The 13,153-nt window shown below is 60.7% G+C and carries 14 protein-coding genes and 1 other RNA gene; 6 read left to right on the top strand and 9 right to left on the bottom strand.

What is annotated here, in order from left to right; genetic code table 11:
- Positions 1-5 precede the first annotated feature (5 nt).
- The 4 genes from dapE to V6617_RS16240 are packed head-to-tail and all read left to right on the top strand — an operon-like array spanning position 6 to position 2,889.
- The gene (gene dapE / locus V6617_RS16225; protein WP_338607959.1) at positions 6-1,175 is read left to right on the top strand and encodes a succinyl-diaminopimelate desuccinylase; all 1,170 of its coding nucleotides are present in this window, start codon (positions 6-8) and stop codon (positions 1,173-1,175) included.
- A complete protein-coding gene (locus V6617_RS16230; RefSeq protein WP_338607960.1) occupies positions 1,175-1,696 on the top strand; it encodes a hypothetical protein in 522 nt (173 codons plus the stop codon). The genes dapE and V6617_RS16230 overlap by 1 nt, the downstream gene beginning before the upstream one ends.
- A gap of 14 nt (positions 1,697-1,710) precedes the next feature.
- Entirely contained in the window at positions 1,711-2,280 is a 570-nt protein-coding gene (locus tag V6617_RS16235; protein ID WP_338607961.1) for a hypothetical protein, read from the top strand.
- Positions 2,281-2,286: 6 nt separating this feature from the next.
- Positions 2,287-2,889, top strand: a complete 603-nt coding sequence (locus V6617_RS16240; RefSeq protein ID WP_338607962.1) for a hypothetical protein — start codon at positions 2,287-2,289, stop codon at positions 2,887-2,889.
- Here V6617_RS16240 and truA read toward each other — a convergent pair.
- From truA to def, 3 genes are read right to left on the bottom strand one after another with little or no spacing between them, the layout of a single operon-like run.
- Positions 2,886-3,623 (bottom strand): tRNA pseudouridine(38-40) synthase TruA, encoded by a 738-nt coding sequence (gene truA, locus V6617_RS16245; protein WP_338607963.1) that lies wholly within the window; start codon positions 3,621-3,623, stop codon positions 2,886-2,888. The two genes, V6617_RS16240 and truA, sit on opposite strands and share 4 nt — an antisense overlap.
- On the bottom strand, positions 3,623-4,546 hold the full coding sequence (fmt, locus tag V6617_RS16250) for a methionyl-tRNA formyltransferase (RefSeq protein WP_338607964.1): 924 nt from the start codon (positions 4,544-4,546) through the stop codon (positions 3,623-3,625). Before fmt ends, truA begins: the two co-directional genes overlap by 1 nt.
- Positions 4,547-4,588: 42 nt before the next feature.
- Entirely contained in the window at positions 4,589-5,104 is a 516-nt protein-coding gene (gene def / locus V6617_RS16255; RefSeq protein WP_338607965.1) for a peptide deformylase, read from the bottom strand.
- Between the two features lie 105 nt (positions 5,105-5,209).
- On the opposite strand from def, the gene V6617_RS16260 reads away from it, so the two are divergent.
- A complete protein-coding gene (locus tag V6617_RS16260; protein WP_338607966.1) occupies positions 5,210-6,355 on the top strand; it encodes a DNA recombination protein RmuC in 1,146 nt (381 codons plus the stop codon).
- A 59-nt stretch (positions 6,356-6,414) separates the two neighbouring features.
- Positions 6,415-6,822, top strand: coding sequence for a hypothetical protein (locus V6617_RS16265; protein WP_338607967.1), 408 nt, complete (start codon positions 6,415-6,417; stop codon positions 6,820-6,822).
- Between the two features lie 6 nt (positions 6,823-6,828).
- On the opposite strand, the gene V6617_RS16270 is transcribed toward V6617_RS16265, so the two are convergent.
- The 6 genes from V6617_RS16270 to V6617_RS16295 all read right to left on the bottom strand — a co-directional run bounded on the left by V6617_RS16270 (position 6,829) and on the right by V6617_RS16295 (position 13,061).
- Positions 6,829-9,231, bottom strand: coding sequence for a bifunctional diguanylate cyclase/phosphodiesterase (locus V6617_RS16270; protein ID WP_338607968.1), 2,403 nt, complete (start codon positions 9,229-9,231; stop codon positions 6,829-6,831).
- Between the two features lie 127 nt (positions 9,232-9,358).
- Positions 9,359-9,961, bottom strand: a complete 603-nt coding sequence (gene recR / locus V6617_RS16275) for a recombination mediator RecR (protein WP_338607969.1) — start codon at positions 9,959-9,961, stop codon at positions 9,359-9,361.
- Between the two features lie 13 nt (positions 9,962-9,974).
- A complete protein-coding gene (locus tag V6617_RS16280; protein WP_338607970.1) occupies positions 9,975-10,298 on the bottom strand; it encodes a YbaB/EbfC family nucleoid-associated protein in 324 nt (107 codons plus the stop codon).
- Positions 10,295-12,025 carry a DNA polymerase III subunit gamma/tau gene (locus V6617_RS16285; protein WP_338607971.1) on the bottom strand — a complete coding sequence of 577 codons (1,731 nt, stop codon included), beginning with the start codon at positions 12,023-12,025 and terminating at the stop codon, positions 10,295-10,297. Before V6617_RS16285 ends, V6617_RS16280 begins: the two co-directional genes overlap by 4 nt.
- A 53-nt stretch (positions 12,026-12,078) precedes the next feature.
- Positions 12,079-12,173: signal recognition particle sRNA small type (ffs, locus tag V6617_RS16290), an RNA gene on the bottom strand.
- Between the two features lie 54 nt (positions 12,174-12,227).
- Entirely contained in the window at positions 12,228-13,061 is an 834-nt protein-coding gene (locus V6617_RS16295) for a prephenate dehydratase (protein ID WP_338607972.1), read from the bottom strand.
- Between the last annotated feature and the right edge of the window lie 92 nt (positions 13,062-13,153).

A 13,153-nucleotide genomic window follows, 5' to 3' on the forward strand; every position in this document is an offset into this window, starting at 1 on the left:
CGACAATGACCCATCCCGCCGTCCCGCTGCTCGCCGATCTCATCCGCCGCCCTTCGGTCACCCCGGTCGAAGACGGCGTGCTCGACGTGCTCGAAGCCTTTCTTTCACCACTCGGTTTTGTGTGCACGCGGCTCAAATTCGAGGGCGACGGCTCCTACCCCGTCGACAATCTCTACGCGACCCGCAAGGGCAGTCAGCCCGGACCGCATCTGCTGTTTGCCGGCCATACCGATGTCGTGCCCCCCGGTGACGCCACCGCTTGGACCCATGATCCGTTTTCGGGCGCCATTGTCGACGACGTCATGTGGGGCCGCGGGGCGACCGACATGAAAAGCGGGGTCGCCGCTTTTTGCGGTGCCATGGCGCAACTGGCCGCAACCGGTGCGCTGGAGAAAGGCACGGTCTCGCTCGCCATCACAAACGATGAAGAGGCTGATGCGGTCAACGGCACCAAAAAGCTGCTTGAATGGGCCGAGGCACAAGGCGAGAAATACGATTTCGCCATCGTCGGCGAGCCCTCATCGTTCGAGACTTTCGGGGATTCGATCAAGATCGGGCGGCGCGGCTCGGTTTCGGGCCGGATCACCGTGATCGGCAAACAGGGGCACGCGGCCTACCCCCAGCGGGCCAACAATCCCATGCCGGTCGCCGCCGACATCGTAAAAGCGCTCTATGTGCCCCTCGATGATGGCACCGAGCACTTCCAGCCGACCAATCTCGAAGTCACCTCCATCGACACCGGCAATCCGGCTTCCAACGTCATCCCCGAGCGCACCACCCTGCGCTTCAACGTCCGCTTCAACGACACATGGACGGGCGAAACGCTGCTGGCCGAAATCCACCGCCGCCTCGCCGAAGTCGACATGCGCGGCTGTAGCATCGCGTTCGAACAGATCGGCCCGATCTCGCGGTGCTTTATCTCCCAGCCCGAGGGACATGTGGCCCATCTGTGCGATGTGATGGAAGCGTTCAACGGCATTCGCCCGCAGCTCTCGACCATTGGCGGAACTTCGGACGCACGGTTCATCTCGCTTTATTGCCCGGTCGTCGAATGCGGCCTGATCGGGGCGACCATGCATCAGGTCGATGAACGCGTGCCTGTGGCCGATGTCGAGCGGCTGGCCGAATTTTATGCGCTTTACGTCGAAAAATTCCTCTTGGGAGAACCCGCCTGATGATCGAGACGCTCAAACAGGCCGTATCGGGCTGGTCCAAGATCCTGGGCCGGCAGCCCGACTGGGAGCGCCATTTCCGTCTCGATGCCGAGGGTATGAATACAGGGCTCGTGGCTTTTGGCGGAGCTGTTCTCATTGCCATCGTTCTCGCCACGCTGCGGCTGGGCTTCCCGCCGCCCTTTGCCATGCTGCTCATCGTCATCCAGCACGCTTTGGCGTTGTTTGCCCTGATGATTGCCACCCTGGCCGTGACCCGGATCACAAGCTTTTCGGGCTCGAGTGCCAAATTGATGGTACCGGGTCTTTATCTCATCGCGATCATGAAGCTCATCGAAGGACTTGCTGCGCTGATCGGGCTTCCTCTCGCTGGCGCCATTCTCGCGATAACCGGCATTCTGGGGTTCCGGCTGGCGCAGGCCAACGGGCTGTCGCTCGCTCCTTCCATCGGATACGGGCTGGCGCTGTTCGTGCTGCTTGCGGTCCTGCCGATCGCCCTCTACATGTTGGTCAACGCCTTTTAGAAAGCCATTTTTTCGTGTCCCAAGCCCAGCCGACCCTTCTGGAAGAAACCCGTTCTGCCTTTGGCGGAACCTGGCGGCTGATCATAGGGCGGCGTGACGCGCCGGGCTATTTCTTCACCGACATGCGCGGGCTCGCCTCGAGCTTTGTTGCGCTGCTGGTCTCGGTGGTCGTCACCTTCCTCATCTCGGCGCTCGTTGCCCCGGCCGGATCGGGCATTTCGACCTTTGCCGCGCTGGTTCAGAACGCGCTGCTTTATGGCGGCATCATGAGCGCCTCATGGGTGGTCCTGCGCCTGACGGGATTGACCGAAAAATTCACCGCCTTCGTCACGGTCGAGAACTGGGTCAACGCCATCGTCTCGATCGTGCTGGCCTTTGTCGCGCTGGTCACGGTCAGCGCCGAGCTGATCCTGGTTCTGGCAGTCATCGTGGGCTTTCTCGCCCGCATCAACAATGCAAGGCTGGTCGTCGGCATGACGGTCGTCCAGATCATCATGCTCATCGTCGTCCAGACCATTGGCATGTTCATCGCGCTTGTTGCCGTGGGTCTGCTTTATGGCCCCGTCCCCGCACCGGAGCTCTGATCGGGCGTGGCAGAGCGCGGATCGACGCTGCTTGAAGAGGCGGGCCGGGCCGTCGGCGGCATGTTGCGCCTGGTGCTTGGGCGTCGTGACGCCACTTGCCGGTTCGATTTTTCCCAGCGCGGGCTGGCCGGCAGCTTCATTGCCCTGATTGTGGCCTTTGTCGTCTTTACGGCCATTACGGGAATGGGCGCCGCCGTCCGGCAAACCATGTCACCCACCGGCCAACTCTTCATCATCGGCACCCTTGTCGCTGCCCGCTTCGTCGCGCTGCGGGTTGTCCTGCCGCGCCTTAATGCGCTGCATGCCTTCCGGCCGGTCATGGTTGCCAGCAACTGGGTCAACGCCATCGCGGTCGGAGGGCTCGTCGCAGCAACCTTTTGCCTTGCCTTCGTTGGCGCGCTGATGCTTGGCCCCACGGCGGGCGAAACGCTCGTCGCGATCATCCTCACGCTGTGGGTGGCCATCGCCATCGCCACATTCGTCGCCGAGGTCAACATTCTGCGCCTCGTCGCGGCGCTGGGTGGCGGAGAAATCGTGATGGTGCTGGCCGCGCAGGTCTTTGCCCTGATCCTTGCGATATTTATCCTCGCCCAGCTTCCCCTGGGCTAATAATCGATCGCCATCAGATAGAGCCCGGAGGATGGAGCCATGGCCCCGCACCGCGACCTGTCCTGTGCATCGAGCGCAGCCCTGAGCCCCGCCACCGGCCAGCGTCCTTCGCCGACCAGCTTGAGCGACCCGGTCATCGAGCGCACCTGATGATGCAGGAAAGCGCGCGCCGAAGCCTCGATGATGATCAGATCGCCCTCGCGCCTTACGTCCAGCCTGTCGAGCGTGCGCAGGGGCGAATTGGCCTGGCACTGGGCTGAGCGGAAGGTGGTAAAGTCATGCCGGCCCAGGATGGTCTGCGCCGCCGCATGCATGGCCGCCGCATCGAGCGGCACCGCAACATGCCAGACCTTGTGGATTTCCAGGGCCGGGCGGGCACGGCGGTTGAGGATCAGATAGCGATAATGGCGCGCTTTGGCCGAAAAGCGGGCCTCGAAATCCTCGCTAACCAATTGGCAGTCCAAAATGGCGATGGGATGGGGCTTGAGGTGATAATTGAGTGCTTCAGACACGCGAAACGGGTCCCAATCGCGTTCGAGATCGAAATGGGCCACCTGAGCTTTGGCATGAACGCCCGCGTCGGTGCGCCCCGCTGTCTGGGTGCGCACTGCTTCGCCGGAAAAAGCCTCGATGGCCGTCTCGATCGCCTCCTGCACCGAAAGCGCATCGGCCTGGCGTTGCCAGCCCACGAATGGCGTTCCGTCATATTCGATGGTCAGCTTGTAGCGGGGCATCAGCCCACCGAGCGGCCGGTCAGGTCGCCCGCGCCGCGCAGAAAGGCCTCGGCGTCCATGGCCCCCTTGCCTTCACGTTGCACCTGCTTGAACCGCACGGCGCCCTCCCCGCAGGCAATCGTCAGCCCGTCGAGCACAGTGCCGGGATTGCCCTGCCCATCGGCCAGGCTCGAGCGCAATGCCTTGACGCGAACCGGCTTGCCACCAAGCTCGATCTCGAACCACGCACCTGGGAACGGCGAAAGGCCCCGGACATGGTTGTGAACCTCCTGTGCCGGCCGCGAAAAATCGATCCGCGTCTCGGCCTTCTCGATCTTTCTGGCGTAGGTAACGCCATCATCGGGCTGAGCGGTAAATTCGAGAGCGTCACGGTCAAGCGCCGACAGCGCCCGCCCCATCAGGTCCGCGCCGGTGCGCATCATTTCGTCGTGCAGTTCGCCCGCCGTCATGTCCGGGCCGATGGAGATGAAATCGAGGAGGCTCACCGGGCCGGTATCGAGCCCCTCTTCCATCTTCATCACCGATACTGCTGTGCGCTCGTCCCCGGCCATGATGGCGCGCTGGATGGGCGCGGCACCGCGCCAGCGCGGCAAAAGCGAACCGTGCAGATTGAGGCACCCTTTTTCCGACGCTTCGAGTACCGCGGGAGGGAGCAACAGGCCGTAAGCCACGACCACCGCCACGTCCGCGCCCAACGCCACAAAAGTGGCGACATCGGCCGGATCGCGGAAATTTTTGGGCGTAAACACCGGAATGCCGAACTCTTCGGCCGCCAGATGCACCGGCGATTTGCGCTCGGACTGACCACGACCGGCCGGCTTTGGTGCGCGCGTGTAACACGCGATCACCTCATGGCCGCGCATGACGATCTCGGTCAGCGTGGGCACGGCGAAATCGGGTGTGCCCATGAAGACGACGCGCATTCGATTGCCCTTCGATTTCGAGACGAGTTGAAGGCGCGCAGATCAGCTGGCGAGCCGGGCCTTTTTCTGGAACTTCTTGTTCACGCGGTCACGCTTGAGGCGCGAAAGATAGTCGATATAGAGCACGCCATCGAGATGGTCGATCTCATGCTGCATGCAGACCGCCAGACGGCCGGTGGCATGGCGGGTCACTTCCTTGCCTTCGGGCGTGAAATATTTGACGGTGACCTCGGCGGGCCGTTCCACCTCGTAATACATCTCGGGGATCGAAAGGCAGCCCTCCTCGGACACCTCGGTCTCTTCGCTCAGGCCGACGATTTCGGGATTGACCATGGCGATCTTGCCGGAGTCCGGATTTTCCTCGTCGGCCAGGTCGATCACCACGACACGCTTCATATAGCCGATCTGGGGACCGGCCAGCCCGATGCCGGGCGCGTCGTACATGGTTTCGAACATGTCATCGACGGTTTTTTTAAGGTCTTCATCGAACGCCTCGACGGGCTCGGCCACCTTGCGCAGCAGAGGATCGGGCAGGATGAGGATTTCGCGTACAGCCATTCAAATATCTCGGAATTGGTGTGTGACGCACTGGTTAATGCAGGTGCACCACACCGGTCAAGCAAAGCGGATATGGGAAGCAGCGAATCAGATAACAAGAACATTATGGAAACAGTGCTCTTTGACATCGGCGGAACGCCCATTACCGTCCTTGAAGCGCTTGCCGGCGGGCTGGCGATCGCGGTGCTCGGGCTCATTATCGTCCTGATCGGGCAGACCCGCGCTGCGCGGCAGCGCGAGGAACAGGCAGCGATCGATGCCGCCCGCAATGGTGAAATGGAACGGCATATGGCCGATATGATGCGCATTCAGTCCGAAATGACCGGCCGCATGCAGACCATGAGCGAAATTTTCGGCAACCGGACATCCGATCTTGCCCGCGTTCTCACTGAGCGGATCGACGCCAGTTCGCATCGGGTCAACCAGTCGATGACCGAGACCCGCACCAAGACCGATGAAACACTGACCAAGCTCAACGAACGGCTTGCCGTGATCGACAGGGCGCAGACAAATATCACGCAGCTCTCGGGTGAAATCGTTTCACTGCAATCGATCCTGTCCAACAAGCAGCAGCGCGGCGCTTTCGGTCAGGGACGTATGGAGGCGATCATTGCCGATGGGCTGGCGCCCAATTCCTATGAATTTCAGGTCACGCTTTCCAACAATTCGAGGCCCGATGCCCTGATCCACATGCCAAACGATGCGCCCTCGCTGGTGATCGATGCCAAATTTCCCCTCGAAGGCTGGCAGCGGATCACCGATGCGGAGACCCCCGAGGCGGTGCGCGCCGCCATGACCGGATTTCGCAACGATTGCACAACGCACATCAAGGCGATTTCGGAGAAATACCTGATCGCGGGAGAAACCCAGGATACCGCCTTCATGTTCGTGCCCTCGGAATCGATCTTTGCCGATCTGCACGAACGGTTCGAGGACGTGGTGCAGAAAGCCGCAAGGGCCCGGGTGGTGATCGTGTCGCCCTCGCTCCTGATGCTGTCCATCCAGGTGATTCAGGCGCTGCTGCGCGACGTACGGATGCGTGAACAGGCCCATATCATCCAGAAGGAGGTCGTGGCGCTTCTGGGGGACGTCGGACGCCTCAACGACCGGGTCAACAAGCTCCAGACCCATTTCCGGCAGGCCAATCAGGATATCGACGACATTCTGATTTCGACCGGCAAGGTGACGCGGCGTGGCGAAAAGATCGAAGCCCTGGAGTTCGAGGACGAGCGGCCTTCACTTCTTGAATGATCGGCAACCAAGGTGCGCCTGTCGCGTTGTCCTGGACGATCATGCCAAGGAGAAGAGCGATGGCAGAACATCCCCATGAAGGTCGGGTCATCCCGGTCGATCAGGCCCTCGGTGACGACGCGAACCCCAGGGCCACGCTGATGCCGATGAGCCTCGATGAGGTCAACGACTATCTCTATGACGAAAGTCGCCCGGCCGAGGAACGCGTTGATCGGCTGCGTGAGATTTCGGACAATCTCGCCGGATTGGAAGCCTCCGATGTCGGCAGCGATGTCGATGCCCTGCGCGACGAGGTCAACGCCGCCATCGCCGCGCTGGAAGGCGCGGACCGGGCCGCCCCCGATGATGCAGCGACGAGCTTTGATCCTGCCGAACACATCGAAAGCCAGTCACCCGATGACGATGAGGCGCTTTCGCGCATCACCGGCGAAGACGACAATGAAGGCTATGAGGACAAGCCTGAGTGATTTGAGCTATGCTCTGAGCCTGAGCGGTACAACGGTCTGGTCGGGAGCGATCGTTTTTCTCGAGCCGCGCACGACATCTTCGAAAGCCGAAATATCTTCGGGTCGTGAGAACCAGTACCCCTGGGCGGCGTCACAGATCTCGCCCCTGAGAAAATCAAGTTCCTCAAGCCGTTCAACGCCTTCGGCAAGGATGGGCAGGTTTAACCCTTTGCCCAACCCGAGGACCGCGCGCACAATCGCGGCCGACTGATCGTTGTCGTGTACCGAACGGATAAAGGACTGATCGACCTTGATCCGGTCGAACGGAAAGGCGCGCAGGTTCGAAAGCGAAGAATATCCTGTCCCGAAATCGTCCATTGCGACCTTGACGCCCAGCGCCTTGATCTGGCGCAGATTGGCCAGCGCCCGGTTCATGTTCCGAATCATCGCGGTTTCGGTGATCTCGATTTCCAGCCGTTCAGGAGCCAGACCGGTTTCGGCCAGCAGCCTTTCGATGAACGCGACGAAATTTGGGGCATGCAACTGCACAGCCGAAACGTTGACCGCAATCATCAGCGGAGCCGTCCAGCTTGCGGCCTGGATGCAGGCGGTCCGCATGACCCATTCGCCCAATTGCAGAATCAGTCCGGTTTCTTCGGCAATGGGAATAAAGGTAGAGGGCGGAACCGCGCCGCGCTCAGGATGGATCCAGCGAACGAGAGCTTCGAATCCGGAGACCTCCCCACTTTCGAGATCGACCTGGGGCTGATAAACGAGTGAAAGCTGCTGGCTGACAAGGGCTCCGCGCAAATCGTGCTCGAGCAGGCGCCGGTCACGCACCTGAACGCCCATCTGGCTCTCGAACAGCCGATGCGTCCCCCGACCTTCGGCCTTGGCACAATAGAGCGCCGTATCGGCATAGGTCATTAGCTGGTCGGCGTCTTCTGCGTGTTCGGGATAGACCGCGATGCCAACTGAAGCGGAAATGACCGCCCCATCACCTTTTTCACGGTTGGCCCGCGCGAACATGCCGAGCATGTCCTGGGCAAGTGCCGAGGCATTGTCGATCGACCCTACATCCGGAAGGATGACGGCAAATTCGTCACCGCCCAGACGCCCGGCAAACTGGCTGCCCTTCAATCCGCCCTCGATCAGCCCCGCCACGCGCTGCAGCAGCGCATCGCCAGCCGCGTGACCAAACAGATCGTTGACTTCCTTGAAACGGTCGAGATCGAGGCAGAGCACCGCAAGCGTTTGACCCGCGAGGCGAGCGCGGGCGATTTCATCATCGAGCCGCGTGTTGAAACTTGCACGATTGGCAAGTCCGGTCATGGCATCGTGATGGGCGAGAAATCGGATATGGTGCTCGGCCCGCTTGCGGGCCCGCAGGTCACGCACTGCAATGGCGCGGTGGAGGCTCCCGCCAAAATCGACTTCACGCATGACAACTTCGACCGGGATCCGCTCGCCGTCGAGCGCGGTGAGTTCGGTTTCAATGAGTTCGTTCGCATTCTCAAATATGGCTAAGCAGCCAGTCGGTGCGAGAAATTCATCGATCGCGCGACCCGATAGATCTTTGCCTTTCCTTCCGGCAAGCCGCTGGAAGGCGGCATTGACCGTAACGACGGTGCGGTCCGAACAGACAACGAGCCCTTCGACCGCGGCATCGGCCAGCCCACGCATGCGGCTTTCCTCGGCCGCGGCCCGCCTTCTGTCACGCAGATCGAGATAGAGGCTGCCCAGCGCCGCCAGCAGGATGAGTATCGACACCACGCCAACGATCAGCGAAAGCACGCCCGGGCCGATTTCACCTGACGTCGCGATTGCATAGCAATTGGCGAACCCGGCCGCGCCCATCGCGGTGAAATGCATCGAGCATATTGCAAGGGTCAAGAGCCCCGCTCCGAAAACTCTTGCGCGTGGGCTCCGGCTCACACCAATGCGCAGCGCGGCCGCACCGAGAACCATGCCGGAAATTACCGAGCCCGCGACAAGACTGGAGTCCCAGGATATTTCGCCGCCGATTTCGAGCGCCCGCATACCAGTGTAGTGCATGGCGGAGATGCCGAGTCCCACGATGGCACCACCCAAAATCAGGTCAGAACGCCGGCGGCTCATGCCGGCCACAACCAGCCCCGCGCCGCAGACGGCGATGGCAATCAAAAGCGATGCCAGCGTCAGGCCGACGTCATAGCCGGCCGGGAAACCGACATCGAAAGAGAGCATGGCAATAAAGTGCGTGGCCCAGATGCCAAAGCCGACGGAAACGGCAGCAATCGCCAACCAGACGGCTCGCACGACGCTGACTGCACGTCGGGCATGGGTCAGAATTGACACACCGGCAAATGAGGAGAGCGCACAGATGAAAGCGGCCAGGATCACCAGCCGGATATCGTGCTGGTGGTATAGGGTTGAAAGAACTTCGCTCATATTAAATCCGCCCGTCCCTGGCTTTTGGGACAGGATATGAGGCAAATACGTAAACAAACTTTAGTAGTCTATGCTGCGGTGCGCCCTCACGCCTTCATTACCGTTAGCAACCTGTAAACGGTGGCGCTCAAAACCGGGTGCGAGCCTTGAGTGCCTGACTGAGCGTGCCTTCGTCGAGATAATCGAGTTCGCCACCAACCGGCACCCCATGGGCCAGACGGGTAATGGTGACGCCATTGCCGGCAAGGCGGTCGGTGATGTAATGCGCCGTCGTCTGTCCCTCGACAGTGGCATTGATCCCAAGAACGACCTCGGAATAGTCAGGGGCCCGGCGGATCAGCTGGTCGATCGAAAGATCGTCCGGACCAACACCGTCGAGCGGCGAAAGCACACCACCAAGCACGTGATAGCGCACCATCCCGATTCCAGCGCGTTCCAGGGCCCAGAGGTCGGCCACGTCTTCTACGACTATGAGCAGACCGGTCTCGGCCCGGCGCGGATCGGCGCAGATCGTGCAAGGTGAAATGGTATCGATATTGCCGCAGGTCTGGCAAACCTTAACCGCATCGACGGCGCGGTCGAGTGCAGCGGCGAGCGGGATCATCAACTGCTCTTTTTTTTTGATCAGATGCAGCACGGCCCTGCGGCCCGATCGTGGGCCCAGCCCCGGCAGGCGCGAAAGAAGCTGGATGAGCTGTTCGATTTCCGGCCCGCCGGAGGTGTTCGCCATTCTGCAACTATCCCTAAAAGGGGAACTTCATGCCCGGCGGGATCGGGAGTCCCTCGGTCATTTCGCTCATTTTCTGCTGCATGAATTCTTCGCCCTTGCGCCGTGCATCAGCATGAGCAGCGACAATCAGGTCTTCGACGATTTCGGCATCGTCTGGTTTGAACAGCGAGGGATCGATCTTGAGCCCCTGCAAATCACCCTTGGCGGTCATGGTCACCGTGACCATTCCCGCCCCTGCAGTGCCTTCAACAAGGTGAGCAGCCGCCTCGGCCTGAATTTCCTGGGCGCGTTGCTGGAATTCCTGGGCCTTTTTCATCATGCCCATGAGATCTTTCATTCGTCTTCCTCCGGATCAACGGGAGTTTCGAAATCGTCCGCTGCCGTTTCCAACTCGCTGGTCAGGTCTGGTCGCGACTTGATGTTCACCAGCCTGGCGCCGGGAAAGGTTTCCATCACCGCTTTAACCATCGGGTCTTCCAGTGCGGCGTCGCGGGCATGGTCTTCTGCGGCACGCCGCGCCTCGCGCAAGGTCGGTGCAGCAATCTCTCTAGTCGATATGGTCACCAGCCAGGGCCGCCCGGTCCATTCCTTGAGCCGTGCCGACAAGGTAGATACGACCGAAGGATTGGCGGTAGGCGTGAGTGCCACCTCGATGCGTCCAACTTCGAACGACACCGGCTTGATGTCGGATTCCAGCGCATACTTGATCGCGATATCGCGTTTTTCGGCGGCCAATGCGACAATCTGCTCGTACGATTTCGGTACAGCAAGCGCCTCGGTCCGCGGGGCCGTTTGAGCGGCAGCGCTGGGCGGTGCCAGAGGCGCTACCGCTCGAGCCTGATATCCACCGCCACCATTGGGCGCCGGGGCGGACGGCGCGGGACCAGACCCGTTTGGCTGGCTCGTCAGCTTTTCGATCAGTTCGTCAGGACTGGGCAGGTCTGCGGCATAGGCAAGGCGGATCAGCACCATTTCGGCGGTCTGCAATCCGTTGCCGGACTGAGCAATCTCGTTCAGACCCTTGGATAGAATCTGCCAGGTCCGTGTCAGCACACGCAGCGCGAGTTTCTGGGCCAACTCGGCGCCGCGACCGCGCTCATCAGGGGTAAGAACCGGATCCTCGGCCGCCGAGGGTACGATCTTGATGCGCGTCACCAGATGGGTCAATTCGGCCAGATCGGTGATGATCGTTGTTGGATCGGCGCCAGAATCATAGAGCGCTCGGGTGTCGTCGAGTGCCCCGGCGATATCGCCGCCCATCAGCTTTTCAAACAGATCGATGATGCGTGCCCGGTCGGCAAGTCCGAGCATGTCGCGGACAGACTGGACGCTGATTGCTCCACCGCCATGGGCTATGGCCTGGTCGGTGAGCGAAAGACAATCGCGCACAGAGCCCTCTCCGGCGCGCACGATCATCGACAGCGCCTCGGGCTCGACAGCGATCGACTCCTTTTCGAGCAGTCCCGAGAGATAGCCGGTCATCACGTCTGGCGAAATCCGGCGCAGGTCGAACCGCATGCAGCGCGACAGAATGGTCACCGGGACCTTGCGGATTTCCGTCGTCGCGAAGATGAACTTAACGTAAGGCGGCGGCTCTTCGAGTGTTTTCAAAAGCCCGTTAAAGGCCGACGTCGAGAGCATGTGCACTTCGTCGATGATGAACACCTTATAGGGTGCGCTCATCGGAGGCGTGCGGGTCATGGCGTTGATTTCGCGGATGGAATCAATGCCGGTATTGGATGCCGCGTCCATTTCCATGACATCGACATGGGTACCGGCAATGATCTCGGCGCAGTGGATACCCTCTTTGGAGAGGTCGAGTGTCGGGTGCGCACCGGTTTCATCGGCGTAATTGAAGGCGCGGGCAAGAATTCTGGCAGTGGTGGTCTTTCCCACGCCGCGCACACCCGTCAGGATGAAAGCGTGGTGGATGCGACCGGTCGCAAAGGCGTTGCCCAGCGTCTGGACCATCGCGTCCTGCCCCACAAGGCTCTCAAAGCTCGATGGCCGGTATTTCCGGGCCAGAACCTGATAGGGCGTTGCTGGGGTCTGAGGGGTCACCATCGCGGGCCGTTGCTGGGGGAAACTGCCGCGCCATTACCCAATGGCGCTCTAGAGCAGGAGGCTGACGACGACCCGTGCCGTACTCGTTAGGGCTGCTTCCTTCCGGACCTGACCCGGTTGGCGAGCGGTTCGTCCGCCACCAACCTCCCGTCCCCTATGTGCTGCATCGGGAACGGGTTTGCAAGTGGTCAGTGGGACTCTTTCACGGCGCGGAGTCGGCCACCGGATAAATTCCAAGCAGTTTGAAGTGATCGGAGAAAAACCCCAGTTCTTCAAGCGCCAGCTTGACGTTGTGATCTTCGGGATGCCCTTCGATATCGGCATAGAACTGAGTGGCGGTAAACGAGCCGCCAACCATGTAGCTTTCGAGCTTGGTCATGTTGACGCTGTTGGTCGCGAACCCCCCCATGGCCTTGTAGAGGGCGGCGGGAACGTTGCGGACGCGGAAGACAAAGGTGGTCTTGATTTTTTTGCCGTTCGGTTTGGGGGCAATCGGCTCGCGCGCCATGATCAGAAAGCGAGTGGTGTTGTGGGCGGCGTCCTCAATGTTTTCAGCAATAACATCGAGCCCATAGGTCTCAGCGGCAAAGCGCGACGCGATGGCAGCGATCGTTCGATCGCCCTTTTCTGCGACTTCGCGAGCCGATCCGGCCGTATCGACCGAGTTGATGGTGCGCAGCTTATGTCGTGCGATAAATTTCCGGCATTGCCCCAACGCCACCGAAAGCGATTGCACGGCCTCAATGTCCGATAGCGTTGCACCGCGCACGCCCAGCAGGTTCATACGAACGGGAAGGTAATGTTCGCCAATGATGTAGAGCCCGCTTTCGGGCAGAATATGGTGGATGTCGGTGATCCGGCCGTAAAGGGAGTTTTCGACCGGCACGACCGCATAATCTGCATCGCCCGACTGCACGGCAGCGATGGTCTGTTCAAACGTCACGCAGGGAACCGGCTGATCATCGGGAAACAGTTCAACAGCCGTTGCGTGACTGAAAGCTCCCAATTCTCCCTGAAAGGCGATCTTGCGTGACATATGCGTGGTCCCAAAGAATGAATGCGGGCGCACCTAACCCTCCGGGCGAATGGGTGTCAATTGAACGAACGAATGGCAAAATTTGGCTTGCG

Source organism: Pelagibacterium nitratireducens (assembly GCF_037044555.1).
Lineage (GTDB): Bacteria > Pseudomonadota > Alphaproteobacteria > Rhizobiales > Devosiaceae > Pelagibacterium > Pelagibacterium nitratireducens.